The organism is Acidithiobacillus sp. HP-2, from assembly GCF_015100155.1.
GTDB lineage: Bacteria > Pseudomonadota > Gammaproteobacteria > Acidithiobacillales > Acidithiobacillaceae > Acidithiobacillus.
In genome coordinates, this window is the sequence record NZ_JACKZA010000023.1 from 1 (window position 1) to 19,922 (window position 19,922).

A 19,922-nucleotide genomic window follows, 5' to 3' on the forward strand; every position below is an offset into this window, starting at 1 on the left:
GCTGACAGTGGCCCGCGACCGGCGCGCACCACTGTCAGCCGCTTCCTGTATCCAGGCGATCAATTGTTGCCGCTCCAGGACCGGGGTTAATCTTCCCCGATGYSKYCCCCCCAGAGGGCGTTCAATTTTTTTCGCAAGATCAGCAGCGCAGCCGCCTCGGCTAAGGCCTTGTCTTTGTGACGCAGTTCCCGCTCCAACTCACGAATCCGTTTCTGGTCTGCACGACCTTGCGCACCCGCTGTCTGTTTCTGTTGGGTGGCGGTCTGCTGCCCAACGATACAGGCATGTTTCCACCCTTTTACCTGGTCTGGATACAGCCCTTTCTCCCGGCAATATGCGCTCAACTCCACCTCGGACAGCAGTGCCGTTTCCACCACCGCTGCCAACTTGGACTCGGCAGACCAACACTCTGCGGTCTTCTTGGTCACTGCACTCATCGTCCCACTCGCTATCGCCTGCTTACGCCAATGGTACAGCGTCACATCAGAAATCCCTTCCTGTTTGGCCAGTTCTGGCACAGATAAACTGGTGGGCGGTAACATCTTCTGCAATACAGCGGCCTTACGTTCTGCTGAATAACTCTTCATCTCGATAATCCACTTTCCGCCCCCACCCTACACCTGACTCCATTTCAGAGAGGCGACAACTACCCTGACACCGGGGGTAGGGAGCCGAACGAAATCCCCATCACTAATGAGATTGCCAATAGACTTTATAATTTTTTTCTCTTTAGCTTCTTGCGCTGCGCGTTGTTTGGCACGGGCTGCTTCTTGATGCTCACTGACCCTGTCTATTGTTTCTTCACGAATGTTGATAAATTCAAGCCACCAGTCCTCTTTTATGGAAAAACGTAAATTACATTGCGGCGTTCTCATCAATAACTTTAACACGCCTACTTGACCAATATATTCTTTATAATTATCAATTATATTATTGATTTTGCATAGGTCAACTTCTTCTGTTTCAATTTCTAGTCTGCCATTATCGATTTCTAATTCGTATTCAAAATCTTCAAGTTCTAATGTTTCCGTAAAAATAAAAACCGCAGAAGCTCCAAGCACGTGTGCTGCCTCAATATAATCATCAATGCTCCCAATAAAACTATTGGAATTTATCTCTGAAATCCTTTCTTCCACTTGGATAGGGTAGATATTTTTTGTTTTTAACTTTTCTTTAAGGGCTTCTAAATTCATATTATTATCCTTATTGTCATGTGAATTTTCTGAAGTATAGTATTGAGTGTATATTGACGATGATGCCTTGTACTTAGCGAGAAAAAAATGAAGAAATTTATTTACTTCATGAGTGTTTTCTAAAAAATCCATAACCTCTTTATCATTTTGATCTTCAATAGGGAGATCGTCCGTGTGGTGTTCCAGTATCAGTTGCCACTTTACATCTTCTTCCTCACTAATGTTGTAATTTTTAAGGAGCCATTCGTACGCCTCTGGTGCGCTATCTAAGCCCTCTTCTCCCCATACTCGGTAAATTTCATGGCGGATATCATCTATCAGATCAGACTTGGTCATATTAAACCTTGGATTGGAAATCTAACCGTTAATTCTATGGCACGTTCATTGCCGTGTAACAAGAGATGATAATTCTATGGATTGTAGATAAGACAGAATGCACCATTATGTTTCGTGGGCGTAAAAATTAAGGCGTACAGCAAGTGCTGGAGTTTTTTTGAATGGGTGGACAAGGAACCGTACCGAAAGAACAGAAAACACAACAATCACCTTCCTTCGGGCTTAGAATTGCACCGCAGTTTTTGCAATCATAAAACCATTGGCATGCATCCGTTGGCATCGTTTCTGTTTCTTGGTGCCCACATTTAGGACAAGTGATTACTGATTCTAATCTTATTTCCACGAGCCTCGACCCTCAGTAAAAATTTTGTCTTTTAGTAGACATAATGCACCCTTCTGTCTCGTGGTCCCAAAACTCTGAACGACAGATCGTCCGGTTTTACTCAGTTCTTTTGTCACCCAGGAGGACCGATTATGGGACATTACGGTGCCTCTGCTCATTCTGGCCACCAGGTTTTATTCAGTGTTTGTCCGTCTGTATCCCACGGACAGGATTCATGGTCAGGCGGCTTTCCAATTCGCGGCGGTGGCTTGCCCCCATACTTTCTACTTCCTCCAGCAGGTTGACCCAATCTACAACACTGATCTGGCGAGTACGCAAGGCCTCCGTCTGATTTTTTGTCCAGGCGAAGAAATCCTGTTCATACAAACTCGTTGTGGATTGATCAAGCTGTCTTGCCGTAGCCATGGGACACCCCCTATGTTGGCTTGTCCTGTGAGGATAATCAGTTTGCTGAGTTAGGAAAAGTTAAGGCAGTTCCGTCTACCCAGTGAGCCTCTCTAGCCTCATTCCCCGAGCATAGAGCATTTTACTCTTTTGAGTATGGCAATCGGGGGCCCGCTATGCTGCAGGGTGGCACCGCCGTGTGATGCTCTCAGTATTTCGATGCCTACTACATCCCCGTGCTCATCATAATCCAAAATGACGCCGGGGCTGGCCTCGTCGCTTTCCATAACGGGATGCTCACTTAGCCCTATGGTCAGCGTATCCGTGTCCGGGTCGTAGCGTACTTTCATGATCCCCTCCAATACTTCTCTGATGGTCCTGGCGCACCTGTTCCGGTGGGGAGATTCCCGCTTCGAGAAGGCCCGGTCTGTTTTAGCTCCGCAATTACTGGTGCGCAATCCAGAAACAGCAGATTTGATCACCCACACCCTGTGTCCGTACTGCTCACCCCTCCCTGGGTAATCAATTCTCATTTTGTGACAGATGTCAAGCAAGGATTCATAAAACTGTAACATAGCTTTGTTATGGTTCATTCAACATGTAGGTTTTAGTCCGCAAACTATCGGCATTAGCCGAAATGAGGAGCCGCAATGCTATCCATCCGCAAATTACCTTTGGCAGTCGCTATCAGCGTGCTGGGTTTCAGCGCCTTTTCCAATGCCCAGGCGGCCACCGAGGGCCTGCCTTTCAAGATTGTGGCTTATGATGCCGCCTACACCCTTCATCCCAATGGCAGTTACACCGCGCAAATTCACGAAGTTACTTCTCCGCTCAGCCATTTCGGCGTCCAGAAGTTTGCCCAGGCCCATAAACAATATCCGGCCAAAATGGCGGATTTGCAGGTCATCAAGGCCTACACCCTCAGTCCTTCCGGTAAAAAATACGACGTCGACAAAGACAAGATTTATACCCGGACCCTGCCGGTAGTCGCCGATGCGCCGGAATTCAGTGACGCCAAGGCGATCACAGTGGTGTTTCCCCATGTGGCCGTGGGGGATGATCTGGTTTCGGACTGGCAGGAAGATTTCAAAAAGCCGTATTTCCCGAATCAGCTCAGTATCAGCCATACGGTGCCGTATTTCCTGCAAGCGGATCAGGTCCACATTGTGGTACATGCGCCGATGGACATGAAACTGCACTGGGCCGGCTCCGGCGCTTATCAGGTCACCCACAGCGTTCAGGGAAATACCCAGACCATCAGCGCCACGCTCAAACAGGCGCATCCCGAGCCTGTGCAGCCCAATGCCGTGAGCTTCTATCAGGTCAGCCCGACTTTCACGCTCAGCACCTTTCCCAACTGGGAAGCCATAGGCGATGCCTACTGGAAATACGCCGAACCCGCCGAAAAAGTAACGCCGGAAGTGCAGAAACTGGCGGACAAAATCGCCGGCAATAAAACGGGTAAGGCAGCGGTGCAAGCCCTCTATGACTGGACCGTCCATCATATCCGCTGGGTGGGCGTGGAAACGGGATTGAGTGGTTATAAACCCTATCCGGCAGATACAACCATGACACAGCGCTATGGCGACTGTAAGGCCGCTGCCGCTTTATTGGTGGCTCTGTTGCAGGCTCGCCATATTGCCGCCCAGCCGGTGCTCCTGGGGGCCGGAAACGATTTTGGCCTAGGAAAAGTCGCCAATCTCCAGCGCTTCAATCACGTCATCGTCTATGTCCCTCAGTATGATCTCTATCTGGATGCCACCTCGGGTTACGCCCCCATGGGCACCATTCCTTTTCCTGATGTCTACCATCCGGTCATCCTGGTAAGCGATCACTCCAAAATGGCCACCACCCCCGGCGATGGTCCCGCAGCCAGTGGCATGACTGGCACGGAAAAAGTCAGCGTCCACGCGGATGGCAGTATGGACGCGAGCGAATCCCTTCACCTGAGCGGTTATGGCGCCTGGATCTGGAAAGACCTGCTGGCCCGGGTACCCATGAGTGAATATGGGGCCGTCCTGCATCAGGCCTTGGCTCAGGCGGGGGTCATGGCCCAAAGCAGTTCTTTGAGTACTTCCCCCACCCATAGCCTCCAGGATCCCTTCACCATTCAGGCCAAATGGCAGACGGCACCCGGCGTTCCCCTCAGCAATGGCACGCGCATTCATCTGCACTATGGCCTGAATACCGCTTCCCTGCGCAACCTGACCGCCCGACTCAGCAGCCCCACCGTCCACTATCCGGCGTTCATGCCCTATGGTCATGGCGAATGGAGTACAGAGGTGACCCTGCCCAAGGGTTTCTCCTGGAAAGTGCAGAAGCACACGGAACAGGTCAAGAATGCCGCCGGGGAATTCACCGAAACCATTGACCCCCTCAGTGCCGACCAATTGCAGGTGACCTACCACATGGCACTGGCCCATGTGGTGTATAGCCCGGAACAGTATCCCGAGCTCTATAAGCTCCTCAGTCAGGCCTATGCCATCAGTCAGGAGGGATTTGCGGTATCCGATTTGCACCATTGACCAGCCAGTGAAGAAGGAAGCGAGCGAATAAAGATGCTGGGGGTTGCAGCCATTGCCGCAAGGAATTGCAAATGCTTGGGATAAAAAAGTATTGGCCTAATGATGGTGGAGTTTTTGAAGCGCTAAATTTTATATGGCGTAATGGAGTATGCATGGCCGCAAAACCAAGAAATAGATTAATAAGTTTTGTGCTGCTTTTGTGCGGGCCATTTATAATTTATTTTTTATGGCCTTCAGGAAGCTTACCAGTATATGTAATCATATGTTGGTCTTTAATCATTATGTTATTGATGCTTCGTATTCTGTTTGGTTTGATAAAAATATGGATTGATAAGATTAACAAATAAAAATCTCAGGGAGAATAATTTAGAGTGTTAACATGAATTTCATTAACATGTCTCACCTGGGTAATCTGGGTCTTGGTTTGCCCCTTGAGATAGCGATCAACCAATAAGGAGATTATCATGTTTGGCAATCAGTTTTTTAATTTAACGAGAAAAAATGATACGAATTATCTTACCACTAATTTCTTGGTCCCGATTTATATAATAATAGATAATTCTAATTCTGAAGGTGTTTTCTCAAAAATTGGACGCATCTACGGCGATATAGTCTCATTCAGTTTTTTTATGTCGCTGCCCCTTATGCTTGTTTTCAACTATTTTTTAAAGTTATCAGAAAATATCGTCAATCAATATATTGTTTTCCCCGCACTGGCGATATCAATTGGTTTTATATTTTCTGGGATTGCGGGTATGTTTTTACTTAAACAGAAAATATATTTCGGTTTTGTAAGTCCGTTTAATCCTGGCGCAGTGTCGATGAGGATGTCTTCACAATTTTTATACTTTAATTCTATAATTTTTATTTTCTATTCTGTGTCAGCATTGTTATCCTTATGGCTTCTCTTTGAAACGTCTGAAAATTCCTGGATGCTTGTTGTTCAGGGGTTGGCATCCCTGGTAATTGCTTCTTCGGCAATGTCACTTGGTCTTAAATTGGTGCGGCAAAAGATTATTAACATGCGTTTTTAACGCACTCTGGTCTGACGCAGCCGTCTGCGGTGCAGACGCCAGATCACCCAGATGCGCCAGCCCTGCATAATGCCAAAATAAGTAATCAGGGCGAGGGTTGCCCCCAGTATCAGGCTGCCTATCCAGGTAACCAGATAGGCATGCCAGAGTCGGTCCCCCATCGCCATGATGCCGATATCACCATGAAATATTTGATGAATATCACGATAATGGATGGTGATGGCAGGCGCGATGTGCAACTGGGTGAGTAGCCAGAAACCGAATTCATAACAGGCGAAAAAAAACGGTATGATAGTCAACGGACCCGTGACCACCCAGGGCATAACCCAGCCGATGGGAATGTAGGCTCTCCGCCAGAGGCAGAGCAAAGTGATGCTGAGCAAATGTCCAAAAAATGGCAGGCTTCCAATAAAAGTTCCAATGGCGGCAGCACGGGCGACGCTATGGCGGTGCGGGTGCCAGAGCACCGGGCGTGCCAGATAATGGGTAAAACGTCCGAGGGGACGTTTTTTGAGGATTTCCTCACGGGTGGGAAGGCGGACAAATGCGGGTAGGCGCAATGGGATATTTCCACAACAATATTCGCCCTAGTGTAGCCAAGCTCTTGCCTGGAACCAAATCCTGGCCGTCTTTGCTTCTGGTGGTGCTGGCTGCCGGTCTGGGAATGGGGCTTTTTCACAGTTTTCGGCAGTTACCCCCGCTGTGGATTTCCTTGCTCTTATGTCTTGTGTCATTGCCCTTTGCCTGGAAATGGCGACATGGGGTGCTGTTGACTCTGGCTGCTGCGGCCTTCTCTTGGGGAATCTGGCAGGCTGAGTCGCGCCTGGCTGTGCATTGGACCAGCGCCCGGACTTTTTCGGTGGAGGGACGCATCAGCTCCATTCCCCAACTGGGCGGGCGCGATTATCGCTTTCAACTGACTCCCGAGCGTTGGTCGGGCGAGTCTCCTGCCGGAAAACATCCCGCCATTTTGCAGATTCACGGATCCCTTCCCGAACTGCCGGTGGTTGGTCAGCGTTGGCATTTGCAATTGCAGAGTGAAGCACTCAGCACTTTGCCCAAGAGTCCCTTTGCGGATCTTGACCGTAAGCGCTTCTGGGAGGGTATTGGGGGCGTGGCACGGATCGAGAATGCCCGACTGCTGCCCCCTTCTTTGTGGAATCCGGGTGATCAGATTGCTGCTGCCCGCCAGACCGTGCTGCAGGCGACCAACATGGCCCTGGACCATGAGTCCGGCGGATTCGTCCAGGCCCTCAGCGTGGGGGTGGGTAACCAGCTTTCCCCGGAAATCTGGCAGGTTTACCGGGATACGGGTACGGCCCATCTGCTGGTGATTTCCGGTTCGCATGTGGCGGTAGTCGCTGGTCTGATTTTGTGGCTGGTACAATGGGGCTGGCGGCGTATCCCCTGGCTGGTAACGCGTTGGCCGGCACAAACGGCGGGGGTGATCGCCAGTATTCCGGCCGCCTGGGCTTACGCCAGTTTTGCGGGCATGCAGATTCCCGGTGAACGCGCCGCCTGGATGATCAGCGCAGCGGCAATAGCCTGGTTGCTGGGCAGGTCACATCAGGCCTGGCAGGGCCTGGCTCTGGCGGCTCTGCTTATTGTTTTAGGGAACCCCGGAGCTATGGTGGATGTCGGTTTCTGGCTCTCTCTGGGCGCGGTAGCGGCCTTGGTGGCGGTGGGCTATGGGGAAGGAGGCTGGCGCACCCTGCTGCGCAGTCAATGGGCGGTATTTATTGGCTTGCTGCCGATCCTGGCGGGTCTTTTCGGGCAGATTTCACTGGTTTCGCCGCTGGCCAATATTCTGGTGATTCCTATGGTCGAGTTGCTGGCGGTTCCGCTTGCCTTGTTGGGAACCTTTCTGGCGCTGCTGGATATGGAGTTGCTGAGCCGGATACTTTTTCGCCTGGTGGCTGTGCAGATGGACGGGATTACGGCGCTGCTCAGAGCCTTGCTCCAGATTCCTTTTGCCCAGGTACATACCGGCACTGGACGGATCTGGGCTTTACTGGCTGCGACAGCCGGACTCAGCATTTTCTTTCTACCCAAAGGTTGGCCCGGTCGCCCTCTGGCATTACTTGGACTGGTGCCGCTTCTGGTGCCTGCGGAAGGGAATACGAATTTTGAGCTGCGCAATCTCCCGGTACAATCCGGTATGGTCCTGTTTTGGCAAAAAGCCCAGCATAGCGGCGTGGTGACGGCCAATCTCTGGAAATCTGCTACGCGGCGTGAAGCCGGCCAGGCCCTTGCGGCAGTTTTGCAGCAAAAAGGACTGACCCGGGTCTCGGACTGGGTGCGCACCGATATTTCCACACCCTTGCCCGCCCTATCGGCAATACATCAGTGGGGGCCGCCGGGCGCAAGGAACTACCCGCAAAACCCCGGACTGCTTTCTGTTTGTCGCAAGGATGCCCCCAATCCGCCTGCGGGTGTGCATTTTGTGGATTTGGGTAAAGCTGTCCAGCCCTGTGTGCTGGCTTGGGGAAGCGGTCCTGATCTGCTGATTCTGGGAGACATGGATTTGGCTACGCTACAGCGCCTCGGAAAAGTTGGGTCTTCGTCTTTTCGGCAGGTCAAACTGGCTTTCGCTCCAGCCAGTTTTGCGACTGCAGAGCGGGCTTTTCTGGCCGGACTCATGCCCAATGCAGCCATTCACTATGCGGGGGACGACCCATCCGGGATATGGTCCTGGCAGAACCGGCATTTTGTCCAATCTGTTTCTCCAGTGCGGGCTTACTGGCAAATATAGGATTGAAAAATCAGATTGCTGCCACTGCCGTTTGTCGGGTCTTGTGCTATATTCCTGCTTCGTCCAATCTGATTGAAAGCTGGAGGCGGTGTGCAGGAGTTGCTGCAGTTATTTAAACTGGGTGGTTTTGTTCTTCCCCTTCTGATTCTGCTGGCCGTCATCGCCCTGGCGATTATCGGAAACCGTTTCTGGGTCCTGCGTAAGGCCCGTATTGCGCCCAAGGATCTCGCCCCCCGGGTCAATGATCTGGTGGAGTCGGGAAAAGTGCAGCAAGCCGTCAAGCTGCTCTATGAAAACGATACCCCATTGGCGCGGCTGATGCTGGTAGCCTTGCAACAGGCAGGGCAATCCCGGGATGCCATCAAGGAAACCGTCGAAGAAAGTGGTCGGCAGGAAGTCGCCCATCTCGACCGTTTCCTGAATTTTCTGGGCAGTATTGCCGGGGTTTCGCCCCTGCTGGGTTTGCTGGGCACGGTTTTCGGCATCATGCATGCCTTCGCGGCCATTGGCATGGTCGGGGCGGGTGATCCCAAGGCCCTGGCCAGCGGCATTGCCGAGGCGCTTATTACCACCGCCAGCGGTCTTATTGTCGCCATCCCCAGCCTGATGTTCTATCGCTATTTCAAGGGACAGGTCGATGGAATGGTCCTCGCCATAGAAAAAGAAGCCCTGAAAGTGGTGAACACCCTTTCCGGAGGAGCAGGAAAATGAACCTGCGCCCGCGCATCAATGAAGAGCCCGACATCAATGTGGTGTCCATGGTCGACATCGTGCTGGTGCTGCTGCTTTTTTTTATGGTGACCAGCAGTTTTGAGCATCAATCCCATTTATCGATGCAATTACCCAAAGCCCAGCAGGCCGCCGCCGGTTTGCCGAAAACGCCCATCACGATTGATCTCAGCGCCAGTGGACAGGTGCAGATGGACAAGCAGCCCGTGCCCATGACGGATTTGCTGGGACGGCTCAAGGCTCTTGCGGCAAAAGATCCGCAACGCGTGATTGTGTTGCGTGCGGATAAAAACACCACGCAGCAATATGTGATTGATGTGCTGGATGCGGCCCAGGAAGCGGGGCTGACCCGGATCAGTTTTGCCACTTTGAGTAATCGCTGAGCAGTGCGGCTGGAAGGGAGTTCCCTGCGTTTGGTTGCCCGACTGGCGGCCTGTCTGATCAGGGGCATATCTGCGACTTTGCGCTGGGAAGAGGTTGGCGATGCCCGGGTGCGGCAACTGATTGTTGCTGGAAAACCTTTTATTCTGGCCTTCTGGCATGGGCGCGGGGTGATGATTACGGAAGCTTACCGACGGGTGGGTGGCCGTGATATTGATGTGCTCATCAGCGAACATCGGGACGGTGAATTCATTGCCATGACCCTGGCTTACTGGGGATATTCCGCCATACGCGGCTCAACGCGGCGGGGGGCAGTGAGGGGGGGCAGGGGGATGCTCAGGGCTGCTCTGAGTGGGCGTACGCTGGCCATCACTCCCGATGGGCCCAGAGGCCCCCGCGAAGTGCTGCAGAAGGGGGTCATTGATCTCGCGCGCATTTCCGGCTTGCCGATTATCCCGGTGAGCTATTCGGCGCGGCGAGCCAGGCGTTTTTCCAGTTGGGATGGTTTTTTGCTGCCCCGCTTGGCAACCCGCATTGTCGTTACCTGGGGTGAGGCGCTGTATATTCCCCGGGATGCCGACGATCTTCTCCAAACCGAGCTGCAGAAGCAACTGGAAACAGACATGATTAATTTGCGCAAACAGGCCGACACGTTGGTGGGCCGTGAGTATGATTAAATTATGAGCTATTACGAAAATGGTTTGTTGCGCGGCCGCTGGGCAAGTTGGCAGGATGCCCGTGCCGGTCGCAGAGGACAGGCCAATGCGCGCTGGGGCTGGATTAAAGCTCCCGGTGAGCGCGGACCTATTCTCTGGATGCAGAGTTTCAGTGATCCCGACAATCAGCGGCTGGGTATTGAGCTGTCCAGAGCTATCGCCGAAAAACGCCGGGATCTGCGTATGGTCATGACTTTTGAAACGGAATATCCACAGTTATTGCAGCAGCATACCGAATCTCTGGAACGGCTGGGCTATGGTTTTGGGCCCTGCGATCATGCTCAGGCCGTGGAGCGCACTCTGGATAAACTCAAACCGCTGCGTTACCTGGCCTTGGGTCAGATACCGCGCAAGGGGCTGCAGGCTGCACTTGAGCGGCGACAAATCCCCAGCCTGCTCATGGCAGCTGATCCGCAAAACCTTGTGCCGACCCTGCTCGAAGCCGTATATCCCCGGGATGCGCAACAGGCAGAGCTATGGCAGGGTAAAATCAGCGCAGCGGTGCTGCAGGAACCGGTCGATTTTGCGACGCTTTTTACCATTGCCCAGGTCGACCCCAATTTCCGCAGCATGATCAGTGGTACGGATGAGGGACTGCTGTGGTGGGTGGAGGGGTTGACCGGAAAACAATGGCAGGACTGGCGCCAGGCCTGGGCGGCTTCGCCACTTTCTCGCCAGGGGTTGCTGTTTCTGGGTGGGGCTGAAAGGCCGGAAGACTTACCGCTGTTATCAAAATGGCGGCGCCAGCCCCTGCCTGCCGGTTCTGTTCTGGCTGTGGATGAAGACCGCTGGTATCCCGCCTTGGCGGCGGCTGCTCAGGCAGTGCATCTGCAGTCTGCCGCACCTTTCCTGCAGTGGCAGGTTTATGCGGGCTCCCGACCGGTGAGCGTGCATCCCGGAGTTGACCTCAATGCTGCCCGACAACTCGAAGCCGGTGCTGTGCAAGCCCTCAATAATCCCACTCAGGTGCTTCAGCACTGGCGGGATCTATATGCCGATGTGATGAGTGCGCGGCAACGCGGCGACGCAACCCGCCGGGTTTTCTGGCAGGAACGACGCCAGGCGGGAGAACGTCTTCCGGAATTTTTGCAGCGGGTTTTTGACTGGTGAGTTTCCGCCAGACCCTCGAACAGCAATGGCAGGAGGGTGGCTGGCTCGCCACGAGTTTACGGCCGCTGGGGATGCTGACGGGCGCGGTCGCCACCTGGCGGCGGCGTCATATCCATGGTCGGGAAGCAGATATTCCGACCATTGTGGTCGGCAACCTGAGTGTGGGCGGCAGTGGCAAGACGCCTTTGGTGGCAGCCCTGGCCCATTTACTGCGGCAGGCGGGATGGCAGGTTGCCATCATCAGTCGCGGTTATGGAGCGCATCCACCGCATTGGCCCTATCGGGTTCAGGCGCATGATTCTCCCGAGTGTGCCGGTGACGAACCACTGCTCCTGGCGCAACTGCAGAATCAAACCCAGGCGGTCTATATTTGTCCCGATCGTCACCAGGCCATTGCTGCAGCCGTAGCCGACGGTTTTGATCTGGCTTTGCTGGATGATGGTTTTCAACACCTCGCCCTGCATCCGGGCTTACGGCTGCTGGTGATGTCTGGAGCCCAGCCTTTTGGCAACGGCTACTGTCTTCCTGCTGGGCCGTTGCGCGAGCCCCGGGCGGCCCTGGCGGCGGCTGACGCCTTGCTGGTGGATGCTGCCGCAGCCACTGCCCTGGCGCAGACTGAATCTCCCCCCCAATTCGGTTTTCAGGTGCGTCCTCAGGATTTACAGGCGGTTGCGGATCCACAACGTATCCGCAGCCTGGACAGCCTGGCCGGAGAACGCTGGACGGCGGTGTCGGGAATAGCCCGTCCGCAACGCTTCGTGGATACCTTGGCTACTCTGGGGGTGGATGTAGATGCGGATGCCCGGTTTTTCCCGGATCATCACGTATTTACGCGGGCAGATCTGGAGGCGCTGTCTCGCCCCCTCGTCATGACCGAAAAAGATGCCGTAAAATGTCGGAAATTTGCGCAGCCTGACGATTGGGCTTTGCGGATTACCGCCGAACTGGCACCGGATTTCATGCCCTGGCTGGAAAGGGCGCTATCAAACTGGAGAAACCATGAGCATTGATCGTCGGTTGCTGGATTTGTTGGCTTGCCCCCAATGCAAAGGGAGTCTGCAACCTTGTGCACAGCGTCAGGCCCTGTGTTGCCCGCGTTGTCATCTGCAATATCCCATTCGCGATGATATTCCTGTTCTTTTACTGGATGAAGCCAAACCTTACGAGGATAAACCCGCATGAGTTTTTGTGTGCTTATTCCGGCGCGCCTGGCTTCTACGCGCCTGCCGCGCAAGGTCATGCTGGATGTCGGTGGTTTGCCCATGATTGAACAGGTACGGCGCCGGGCGCTCGAAAGTGGAGCTTCCCGGGTTGTTGTTGCCGCTGATCATCTGGAAATCGTTGAATGTATACAGAGCTACGATGGCGAAGCAGTACTGACGTCCACGGCCCATGTTTGCGGTACGGAACGTCTTGCCGAAGCTGCGCGTCTGCTGGAATTGCCTGCGGAGGCAATTATCGTCAATCTGCAGGGAGATGAGCCCGGCATGAATCCCGCACTTCTGCAGGCCACAGCTCAGCTATTGCTCGAAGATGCGGGCTTGCAGATGGCCACGGCTGCAGTTCCCATTGGGCACTGGGATGAACTCGCAGATCCGCATGTCGTGAAACTGATCCGCAATGATCTGGGCCATGCCCAGTATTTTTCTCGCGCGCCCATCCCCTGGTACCGGGAGCATTTCCCCCTACGGACTGGGGAAACTCTTCCGGATTCCGGAAGCTGGTGGCGCCATCTGGGTTTGTACGCCTATCGTCATGGATTTCTGCAGGATTATGCGCAATGGCCAGCCAGTGCTCTGGAGCAGATTGAATCCCTGGAACAAATGCGGGCGTTGGAGCGTGGCGTGCAAATTGCGGTATATTGCGCAGCAGAAGCCCCGGCATCTGGTGTCGATACGGTAGCTGATCTGGAGCGGGTGCGTACCCTTTTTTCTTAAACCAACCTCAAGGAGTGTCGTATGGATCTGAAAAAAATACCGGCGGGTAAGTCCTTGCCGGATGATATCAATGTGGTGATTGAAGTCCCCCAGGGTTCTTCCGTCAAGTATGAAATGGATAAAGAAGCGGGCGCAGTCTTTGTGGATCGTTTTCTGTTCACTGCCATGCACTACCCTCTCAATTACGGATTTATTCCCAACACCCTGTCTGATGATGGTGACCCCACCGATTGTCTGGTTTGGTCTCCCCAGCCGGTGGCTCCCGGTACGGTGATCCGGGCGCGTCCGGTTGGTGTACTGATGATGGAAGATGAACACGGTATAGATGCAAAAATTGTCGCCGTACCCCATGAAAAAGTGGCTGGAGGCTATGCGGACATTCGCGATGTCGAAGATCTGCCGGAAAACCTTCGTCAGCAGATTCGGCATTTCTTTGAGCATTACAAGGATTTGGAGCCCGGTAAATGGGTGAAAATGAAGGACTGGGCCAACCTGGCCGAAGCCCGCAAAATCATCGAAGCCGACGTCAAAAGACACGGTTAGGCTTTTTCCATCGCGTTGCTCTGCCGGGGCTTGCCGCCCCTAAGCAGAGCAGGCAGACTAAGGGGGTGACTCGCACATGCAGGAGACAACCCCATGTCTGCAGCACCGCCAGTATCCCGGCAAGCGCAACAAAGAGGCCTGAAAAACTCCTTTCATGCCGCCCTGCACCCTGACGAGCCGCTCTGGCGAAGGGTTCCCAGTCGTGACGAAAACGGTCATCTTCTCGCTGACTTTCGTATGCTTATCCCCGGATTACGGGATCGTAGCGGCCTGCGTCAGCAGCATACCTTGCGTATTATCAATGCAGTACTCAAACATTATGGTGCCTGGGTGGTATTTGCAGATATGAACATGCGCACCAATTTGCTTTGGGTGAGTATACGCCCTCGCCCCGGTCTGACCCTCGAAATTCCCGCCGCCATCAAGACGCTGGTGCCAGAGGCTTTGTTATTGGCTCCATACTGGCGTAGTGCTTGAGCTAATAATTATAATTAGTCTATTATTTAACTAATAAAATATATATTGACAGTCTAAATCAACTGTGGGATATTGGCTCCAGTAGTGAAGTTGAGCAGTTCCTGACCCGTTGCTTCGTTGGTTATATACAGAGGATGACTCAGATGACGATTCGTATTAATGATATTGCTCCAGATTTTACCGTTGATTCCACAGCCGGAAGGATTAATCTCCATGAGTGGATTGGCGATAGCTACGCCATTCTCTTCTCCCACCCGCGTGACTTCACCCCGGTTTGCACCACCGAATTCGGTGCGGTAGCCCAACTGGCTCCCGAATTCGCCAAGCGCAACACCAAGGTTATGGGCGTCTCTGTGGACAATGTGGAAGAGCACAAAAAGTGGAAGAGGGATATTGAAGCCTTTGCGGGTGCACCTGCCGATTTCCCGATTATTGATGACACTTCCCTGCATGTTTCCAAGCTCTACGACATGCTCCCTGCGGATGCCTATCTTCCGGACAGCCGGACGGCAGCCAATACGGCAACGGTTCGCTCGGTATTTATCATCGGACCCGACAAGAAAGTTCGGCTCACCATGCTTTACCCCATGTCAGTAGGCCGCAACTTTGCAGAAATTCTGCGGGCCCTGGATGCCATTCAGATTACCGATGGGGTGCCGATTGCTACCCCGGCCAACTGGGTACCCGGTCAGGATGTGATCGTAGCCCTATCCCTCAATGATGAACAGGCCAAAGACAAGTTTGGCGATATCAATATCAAGCTGCCCTACTTGCGGATGGCTAAAGCCCCTAAAAAATAAGGGCTGCTAAGTGTCGTAATCATGGCCCTGTCAGATCTCTCCAGATTTGGCGGGGCTTTTGTATTTGTTGAATTCTCCCCATTCAGAGCATAGGCTCAAGGATCGGGAGAATATCAGTGGAGGGTTTTCAGCAATGCGCATTCATGTTCTCCAGCATGTGGCTTTTGAAGGACTGGGTAGTATGGAAACCTGGCTTGAGGACCGCAAAGCCAGAGTGTCCTGGACGCGCTTTTATGAAAATAGCGCATTGCCAGCGCCCACAGAGTTTGATCTGCTGATTATTCTCGGTGGTCCTATGAGCATTCACGATGAAGCGATTTATCCCTGGTTGTCTGCGGAAAAACGCTTTATTGGTGAAACCATAGCGGCGGATTTGCCGATTCTGGGCATTTGCCTGGGTGCGCAGCTGCTTGCCCATGTCTGCGGGGCGCGGGTTGTTCCGGGCAAGCAGAAGGAGATTGGCTGGTTTCCCGTATATGCGGAAGTATCTGACGCCGATCATTTTCAATTTCCCCGGCAGATACAGGCTTTCCATTGGCATGGCGAGACTTTTGATTTGCCGCCGGGAGCAACCCGTCTGGCCCATAGTGCCGCCTGTGAGAATCAGGCTTTTCAGATAGGAAATCAAATCATAGGATTACAATTCCACCTCGAAAGTACGGCGTTCAGCATTGATGCCCTGATCCGGCACTGTGCGGATGAAATCATACCCGATCAGCCTACTATTCAGAGTGTGGAGCAGATGCTGGATGCTCCTTCAGACGCTTATGAGCAAATCCACGCACAGGTTCAGCGCGTTCTGGATTTTCTCAGCACTCAGGTGCCACAGAAGGTTTTGTAAACTCCGAAGCTTTCGGGTGCGGGTTGCGCGTAGCTTTCCAGACCGGGGCGTTCAGTAAAAGGCGCGGAGAGGACTTTGAGCAGCTGGTGGAAAAGACTGAGATCGCGGTTTTGGGTTGCTGCATTCAGGGCTTCTTCCACTTTATGATTGCGCGGAATATAGACGGGATTCACCTGATCCATATGTCGTGCTATTTCCTCAGCCTGCATGGGTTCCCGCGACAGACGATCCTGCCAGCGTTGCAACCAGACATCCACAGTTGCAGCATCTTCAAACTGGCTGCGCAACGCCGCAGGGTTCCCCAGAGCTGCAGCCGACAGGCTTCGGGATGCCCGGGTATAATCCACGGATTGACCTTCCAGCGTCGTCAGAAAGTCCTGGGCCAATTCCTGGTCCTGTTCTTCTTCTGTGTGTAGGCCAAGTTTGGCGCGCATGCCCTGTAGCCAGTAAGCTGCATAAACTTTCGGGAAATGGTTGATGGCTGCGGTCAGCTGGCGAATGGCGGCTTCGCTGTCAGGATCAACCAGTTCGACAAGAGTTTCCGCAAAACGGGTCAGATTCCACTGGGCGATCAGCGGTTGATTGCCGAAGGCATAGCGTCCCTGACTGTCGATGGAGCTGAATACGGTGGCAGGATCGTAGCGGTCCATGAAAGCGCAGGGACCATAATCAATGGTTTCCCCGGCAATACTCATGTTATCGGTGTTCATGACGCCATGGATGAATCCCACCAGCATCCAGCGGGCAAGCAGCGCCGCCTGCTGGTCGGCGACGGCATTAAACAGGGCCAGATAGGGATTGGTAACGGTTTGTGCTGCAGGATAATGACGGGCAATCGTATAATCGGCCAGTTGCCTGACTTTTTCCTGATCATTGCGAATCGCAAAAAACTGAAAAGTACCGACGCGGATATGACTGGCAGCAACACGGGCCAAAATGGCACCGGGCAGCGGCGTGTCGCGATGAATAATTTCACCGGTGCTGACGGCAGCCAGTGCACGGGTGCTGGGAATGCCGAGCGCGGCCATGGCTTCGCCCATCAGATATTCCCGGAGTACGGGGCCGATGGCCGCTTTGCCGTCCCCACCGCGCGAAAAAGGGGTGCGCCCGGAGCCTTTGAGCTGGAGGTCCCAGCGCCGACCATTCGGGTCCAGTAGTTCACCCAGCAACAAGGCTCGACCATCTCCCAATTGCGGGGATAAATGGCCAAACTGATGCCCGGCATAAGCCTGGGCCAAAGGCTGCGCGCCCTCCGGAATTTCATTGCCGGAAAAAATGGCAGCGCCCCAGTCACTGTCCAGGACGGCATCGTCAAGTCCCAGTTGCGTCGCCAGAGCATGGTTGAGAAGCAATATATGGGGGGAAGGCACGGTTGCCGCTTGCCAGGGGGCGAAAAATCCCTCCAGTTCGCGGGCGTAGCTGTTGTCAAAATGAAAGCCGTAAGTGCTCATGATTTATCGAACCATCCAGAATTTGGCAGAGGACCCGGAGGCTTTCTGTGCTAACGGCACGGGCCAAAATTGCGGCAAAGCCGCCGGATCCTCTGCTGTTTTCAGGTTCATTCCTGGGTCACCGCTTCGGGAATCCGCAACTTCACTGCACCATCTTCCAGTGTGGCGCTGATCCGGGTGCCCTTGGGCAGATCTCCAAAAAGAATATGCTCGGCCAGAGGCTTTTTCAGGTGTTCCTGAATGACACGCGCCATGGGCCGTGCGCCCATTTGCGGATCATAGCCCTTGTCGCCCAGCCATTGCCGGAGTTCAGGACTGATTTCGAGGCTGTAACCCTTGCTGAGGAGCTGCTCATCCAGTTCCATGATGAATTTGTCGACCACATGGAGAATGGTGTCTCGAGACAGGGCGCTGAAGGGTACAACCGCATCCAGACGATTTCGGAATTCCGGTGAAAATATCCGCCGGATGGTTTCCATTTCCTGACCACCTTCCAGTTCTGCAGGCTTCATGAAGCCAATGCTCCCCTTGTTTCGGGACTCAGCGCCGGCATTGGTGGTCATGATCAGGACGACATTGCGGAAATCCACCGAACGACCGCCAGCATCGGTCAGCTTGCCGTGGTCCATGACTTGCAGCAATACATTGAAAATATCCGGATGGGCTTTTTCAATTTCGTCGAGCAGCAGCACGGAATGGGGGTTACGACTGACCGCTTCCGTCAGTTGACCGGCCTGATCATGCCCCACATAACCCGGAGGCGCGCCAATGAGACGGGATACCGTATGGCGCTCCATGTATTCACTCATGTCGAAGCGCAATAACGGGATACCCAGCAGGCTGGACAACTGGCGGCTGAGTTCGGTTTTGCCCACGCCGGTGGGTCCGGAAAACAGGAATGTGCCCACCGGTTTTTCGTGGTGCCGGAGCCCGGCCCGGGCCATTTTGATGGCTGCGGAAAGCTCATGAATGGCTTTTGCCTGTCCGTAGATGACCAGACCCAGATCTCTTTCCAGATTTTTCAGCGCCTGACGATCATCCAGAGAAACATTTTTACCGGGAATGCGCGCTACGCGAGCCACCATTTCTTCAATGTCGTGGACGCCAATGCTTTTTTTCCGCCGCGAGGGAGGCAGTAATGCCTGAGCCGCACCCACTTCGTCAATCAGATCAATGGCTTTGTCAGGCAGATGGCGATCATGAATATGCTTGACCGAAAGCTCCACTGCTGCCCGCAGCGCCGTATCGGTGTAGCGGAGATTGTGGTGCTGCTCAAACTGGCCTTTCAGTCCGCGCAGAATTTGTACTGACTCTTCCTGGGTGGGCTCTGGAACATCAATTTTCTGAAAGCGCCGGGTAAGCGCCCGGTCTTTCTCGAAATGCTGGCGGAACTCCTGATAGGTGGTGGCTCCAATACATTTAAGCTCGCCGGAGGCCAACGCCGGCTTGAGCAGGTTGGAAGCATCCATGGCTCCTCCGGAGGCTGCTCCGGCACCAATGAGAGTGTGAATTTCATCAATGAAGAGAATGCTGCCCGGTTGTTTGCGCAGCGCTTTCAAAACCGCCTTGAGGCGTTCCTCAAAGTCTCCCCGATAGCGGGATCCGGCAATCAGGGCACCCAGATCCAGTGCGTAAATGGTGACATTCTCCAGCATTTCCGGGACTTTTCCGGCGACAATGGCTCTGGCAATGCCTTCCACAATAGCCGTCTTGCCGACCCCCGGTTCGCCGACAAACAAGGGATTGTTTTTGCGGCGACGTGCCAATACCTGCAAGGCTCTGGTGACTTCCTCCTGACGCCCGATCAGCGGGTCCAGGCGTCCGGCACGGGCCATGGCATTGAGATTGCGAGCATAGGCCTGCAGGGGGTCCTTGCTGTTACCCTTTTTTTCGGTACTCCCTTCGATTTCTTCTTCTTCCTCGTCCATGGCTTCATCCTTGCGCATTCCGTGCGCCAGATAGTTGACAACGTCCAGTCGGGTAACGTGTTCTTTCTGCAAGAAGTAAACCGCATGGGATTCGCGCTCGGCAAACATGGCGACAATAACATTGGCCCCGGAAACGGCATCCTTGCCTGCGGATTGGACATGGTAGAGGGCGCGCTGAATGACCCGCTGAAAGCCTACCGAGGGTTGGGTGTTGACGGTTCCGGCGGGGCCCATGGTGGGCACTTTGCGCTCCAGAAAGTTTTGCAATTCCATGGATAGATGCGCAGCATTTCCGCCACAGGCCTTGAGTACATCCAGCCCCTCAGGGTTATCCAGCAGAGCCAGCAGCAAATGTTCTACTGACGCATACTCATGACCGTACTGACGGGCAATCTGAAATGCCTGGTTGATGGATTTTTCCAAGGCCTTGTCGATCATCGGG

Annotated in this window: 21 protein-coding genes and 1 pseudogene; 14 read left to right on the forward strand and 8 right to left on the reverse strand. The window is 53.7% G+C overall.

The window, feature by feature from the left end; genetic code table 11:
- The 5 genes and pseudogenes from H7F11_RS14605 to H7F11_RS14620 form a co-directional block, all read right to left on the reverse strand.
- Positions 1 to 587 (reverse strand): annotated as a pseudogene (locus tag H7F11_RS14605) (transposase); the annotation flags it as partial.
- A 27-nt stretch (positions 588 to 614) separates the two neighbouring features.
- On the reverse strand, positions 615 to 1,529 hold the full coding sequence (locus H7F11_RS14610) for a hypothetical protein (RefSeq protein ID WP_193651886.1): 915 nt from the start codon (positions 1,527 to 1,529) through the stop codon (positions 615 to 617).
- 127 nt (positions 1,530 to 1,656) lie between these two features.
- On the reverse strand, positions 1,657 to 1,872 hold the full coding sequence (locus H7F11_RS17130) for a GDCCVxC domain-containing (seleno)protein (protein WP_319803390.1): 216 nt from the start codon (positions 1,870 to 1,872) through the stop codon (positions 1,657 to 1,659).
- 177 nt (positions 1,873 to 2,049) lie between these two features.
- Positions 2,050 to 2,277, reverse strand: coding sequence for a DUF29 domain-containing protein (locus tag H7F11_RS14615; protein ID WP_193651885.1), 228 nt, complete (start codon positions 2,275 to 2,277; stop codon positions 2,050 to 2,052).
- 98 nt (positions 2,278 to 2,375) lie between these two features.
- The gene (locus H7F11_RS14620) at positions 2,376 to 2,606 is read right to left on the reverse strand and encodes a DUF2283 domain-containing protein (protein WP_193651884.1); all 231 of its coding nucleotides are present in this window, start codon (positions 2,604 to 2,606) and stop codon (positions 2,376 to 2,378) included.
- 300 nt (positions 2,607 to 2,906) lie between these two features.
- On the opposite strand from H7F11_RS14620, the gene H7F11_RS14625 reads away from it, so the two are divergent.
- Together H7F11_RS14625 and H7F11_RS14630 are read left to right on the forward strand one after the other, a co-directional pair.
- Entirely contained in the window at positions 2,907 to 4,781 is a 1,875-nt protein-coding gene (locus tag H7F11_RS14625; RefSeq protein WP_193651883.1) for a DUF3857 domain-containing protein, read from the forward strand.
- 464 nt (positions 4,782 to 5,245) lie between these two features.
- Positions 5,246 to 5,815, forward strand: a complete 570-nt coding sequence (locus tag H7F11_RS14630) for a hypothetical protein (protein WP_193651882.1) — start codon at positions 5,246 to 5,248, stop codon at positions 5,813 to 5,815.
- Here H7F11_RS14630 and H7F11_RS14635 read toward each other — a convergent pair.
- Positions 5,812 to 6,375, reverse strand: a complete 564-nt coding sequence (locus tag H7F11_RS14635) for a DUF2062 domain-containing protein (RefSeq protein WP_193651881.1) — start codon at positions 6,373 to 6,375, stop codon at positions 5,812 to 5,814. The genes H7F11_RS14630 and H7F11_RS14635 overlap by 4 nt on opposite strands.
- On the opposite strand from H7F11_RS14635, the gene H7F11_RS14640 reads away from it, so the two are divergent.
- From H7F11_RS14640 to H7F11_RS14695, 12 genes are all read left to right on the forward strand, one after another.
- Positions 6,360 to 8,567 (forward strand): ComEC/Rec2 family competence protein, encoded by a 2,208-nt coding sequence (locus tag H7F11_RS14640; protein ID WP_227485543.1) that lies wholly within the window; start codon positions 6,360 to 6,362, stop codon positions 8,565 to 8,567. The two genes, H7F11_RS14635 and H7F11_RS14640, sit on opposite strands and share 16 nt — an antisense overlap.
- A 90-nt stretch (positions 8,568 to 8,657) precedes the next feature.
- Entirely contained in the window at positions 8,658 to 9,278 is a 621-nt protein-coding gene (locus tag H7F11_RS14645; protein ID WP_193651880.1) for a MotA/TolQ/ExbB proton channel family protein, read from the forward strand.
- Complete coding sequence (locus H7F11_RS14650; RefSeq protein WP_193651879.1) at positions 9,275 to 9,679, forward strand: ExbD/TolR family protein; 405 nt, start codon at positions 9,275 to 9,277, stop codon at positions 9,677 to 9,679. Before H7F11_RS14645 ends, H7F11_RS14650 begins: the two co-directional genes overlap by 4 nt.
- A 30-nt stretch (positions 9,680 to 9,709) precedes the next feature.
- Entirely contained in the window at positions 9,710 to 10,354 is a 645-nt protein-coding gene (locus H7F11_RS14655; RefSeq protein ID WP_227485544.1) for a lysophospholipid acyltransferase family protein, read from the forward strand.
- A gap of 3 nt (positions 10,355 to 10,357) precedes the next feature.
- Entirely contained in the window at positions 10,358 to 11,503 is a 1,146-nt protein-coding gene (locus tag H7F11_RS14660) for a hypothetical protein (protein ID WP_193651579.1), read from the forward strand.
- A complete protein-coding gene (gene lpxK, locus H7F11_RS14665) occupies positions 11,500 to 12,513 on the forward strand; it encodes a tetraacyldisaccharide 4'-kinase (RefSeq protein ID WP_193651580.1) in 1,014 nt (337 codons plus the stop codon). Before H7F11_RS14660 ends, lpxK begins: the two co-directional genes overlap by 4 nt.
- On the forward strand, positions 12,503 to 12,685 hold the full coding sequence (locus tag H7F11_RS14670; RefSeq protein WP_024894835.1) for a Trm112 family protein: 183 nt from the start codon (positions 12,503 to 12,505) through the stop codon (positions 12,683 to 12,685). The genes lpxK and H7F11_RS14670 overlap by 11 nt, the downstream gene beginning before the upstream one ends.
- Entirely contained in the window at positions 12,682 to 13,440 is a 759-nt protein-coding gene (kdsB, locus tag H7F11_RS14675; RefSeq protein ID WP_193651581.1) for a 3-deoxy-manno-octulosonate cytidylyltransferase, read from the forward strand. Before H7F11_RS14670 ends, kdsB begins: the two co-directional genes overlap by 4 nt.
- 21 nt (positions 13,441 to 13,461) lie before the next feature.
- Positions 13,462 to 13,983 (forward strand): inorganic diphosphatase, encoded by a 522-nt coding sequence (gene ppa, locus H7F11_RS14680; protein WP_193651582.1) that lies wholly within the window; start codon positions 13,462 to 13,464, stop codon positions 13,981 to 13,983.
- 93 nt (positions 13,984 to 14,076) lie between these two features.
- A complete protein-coding gene (locus H7F11_RS14685) occupies positions 14,077 to 14,460 on the forward strand; it encodes a hypothetical protein (RefSeq protein WP_193651583.1) in 384 nt (127 codons plus the stop codon).
- 143 nt (positions 14,461 to 14,603) lie between these two features.
- Complete coding sequence (locus H7F11_RS14690; RefSeq protein WP_193651584.1) at positions 14,604 to 15,260, forward strand: peroxiredoxin; 657 nt, start codon at positions 14,604 to 14,606, stop codon at positions 15,258 to 15,260.
- 133 nt (positions 15,261 to 15,393) lie between these two features.
- Positions 15,394 to 16,101, forward strand: coding sequence for a type 1 glutamine amidotransferase (locus H7F11_RS14695; protein ID WP_193651585.1), 708 nt, complete (start codon positions 15,394 to 15,396; stop codon positions 16,099 to 16,101).
- On the opposite strand, the gene H7F11_RS14700 is transcribed toward H7F11_RS14695, so the two are convergent.
- Both H7F11_RS14700 and clpA read right to left on the reverse strand, forming a co-directional pair.
- Positions 16,077 to 17,552: a protein adenylyltransferase SelO gene (locus H7F11_RS14700; protein ID WP_193651586.1), complete on the reverse strand. Its 1,476-nt coding sequence runs from the start codon at positions 17,550 to 17,552 to the stop codon at positions 16,077 to 16,079. The genes H7F11_RS14695 and H7F11_RS14700 overlap by 25 nt on opposite strands.
- 107 nt (positions 17,553 to 17,659) lie before the next feature.
- Positions 17,660 to 19,918 carry an ATP-dependent Clp protease ATP-binding subunit ClpA gene (gene clpA / locus H7F11_RS14705; RefSeq protein ID WP_193651587.1) on the reverse strand — a complete coding sequence of 753 codons (2,259 nt, stop codon included), beginning with the start codon at positions 19,916 to 19,918 and terminating at the stop codon, positions 17,660 to 17,662.
- Positions 19,919 to 19,922 lie beyond the last annotated feature (4 nt).

Excerpts from the sequence above, each read along its gene's own strand:
- H7F11_RS14630 (WP_193651882.1), top strand. The coding sequence starts at position 5,246 with ATGTTTGGCAATCAGTTTTTTAATTTAACGAGAAAAAATGATACGAAT.
- kdsB (WP_193651581.1), top strand. The coding sequence starts at position 12,682 with ATGAGTTTTTGTGTGCTTATTCCGGCGCGCCTGGCTTCTACGCGCCTG.
- H7F11_RS14685 (WP_193651583.1), top strand. The coding sequence starts at position 14,077 with ATGTCTGCAGCACCGCCAGTATCCCGGCAAGCGCAACAAAGAGGCCTG.
- H7F11_RS14690 (WP_193651584.1), top strand. The coding sequence starts at position 14,604 with ATGACGATTCGTATTAATGATATTGCTCCAGATTTTACCGTTGATTCC.
- H7F11_RS14610 (WP_193651886.1), bottom strand. The coding sequence starts at position 1,529 with ATGACCAAGTCTGATCTGATAGATGATATCCGCCATGAAATTTACCGA.
- H7F11_RS14660 (WP_193651579.1), top strand. The coding sequence starts at position 10,358 with ATGAGCTATTACGAAAATGGTTTGTTGCGCGGCCGCTGGGCAAGTTGG.
- clpA (WP_193651587.1), bottom strand. The coding sequence starts at position 19,918 with ATGATCGACAAGGCCTTGGAAAAATCCATCAACCAGGCATTTCAGATT.
- ppa (WP_193651582.1), top strand. The coding sequence starts at position 13,462 with ATGGATCTGAAAAAAATACCGGCGGGTAAGTCCTTGCCGGATGATATC.
- H7F11_RS14615 (WP_193651885.1), bottom strand. The coding sequence starts at position 2,277 with ATGGCTACGGCAAGACAGCTTGATCAATCCACAACGAGTTTGTATGAA.
- H7F11_RS14695 (WP_193651585.1), top strand. The coding sequence starts at position 15,394 with ATGCGCATTCATGTTCTCCAGCATGTGGCTTTTGAAGGACTGGGTAGT.
- H7F11_RS14640 (WP_227485543.1), top strand. The coding sequence starts at position 6,360 with ATGCGGGTAGGCGCAATGGGATATTTCCACAACAATATTCGCCCTAGT.
- H7F11_RS14620 (WP_193651884.1), bottom strand. The coding sequence starts at position 2,606 with ATGAAAGTACGCTACGACCCGGACACGGATACGCTGACCATAGGGCTA.
- H7F11_RS14625 (WP_193651883.1), top strand. The coding sequence starts at position 2,907 with ATGCTATCCATCCGCAAATTACCTTTGGCAGTCGCTATCAGCGTGCTG.
- H7F11_RS14670 (WP_024894835.1), top strand. The coding sequence starts at position 12,503 with ATGAGCATTGATCGTCGGTTGCTGGATTTGTTGGCTTGCCCCCAATGC.
- H7F11_RS14650 (WP_193651879.1), top strand. The coding sequence starts at position 9,275 with ATGAACCTGCGCCCGCGCATCAATGAAGAGCCCGACATCAATGTGGTG.
- H7F11_RS14700 (WP_193651586.1), bottom strand. The coding sequence starts at position 17,552 with ATGAGCACTTACGGCTTTCATTTTGACAACAGCTACGCCCGCGAACTG.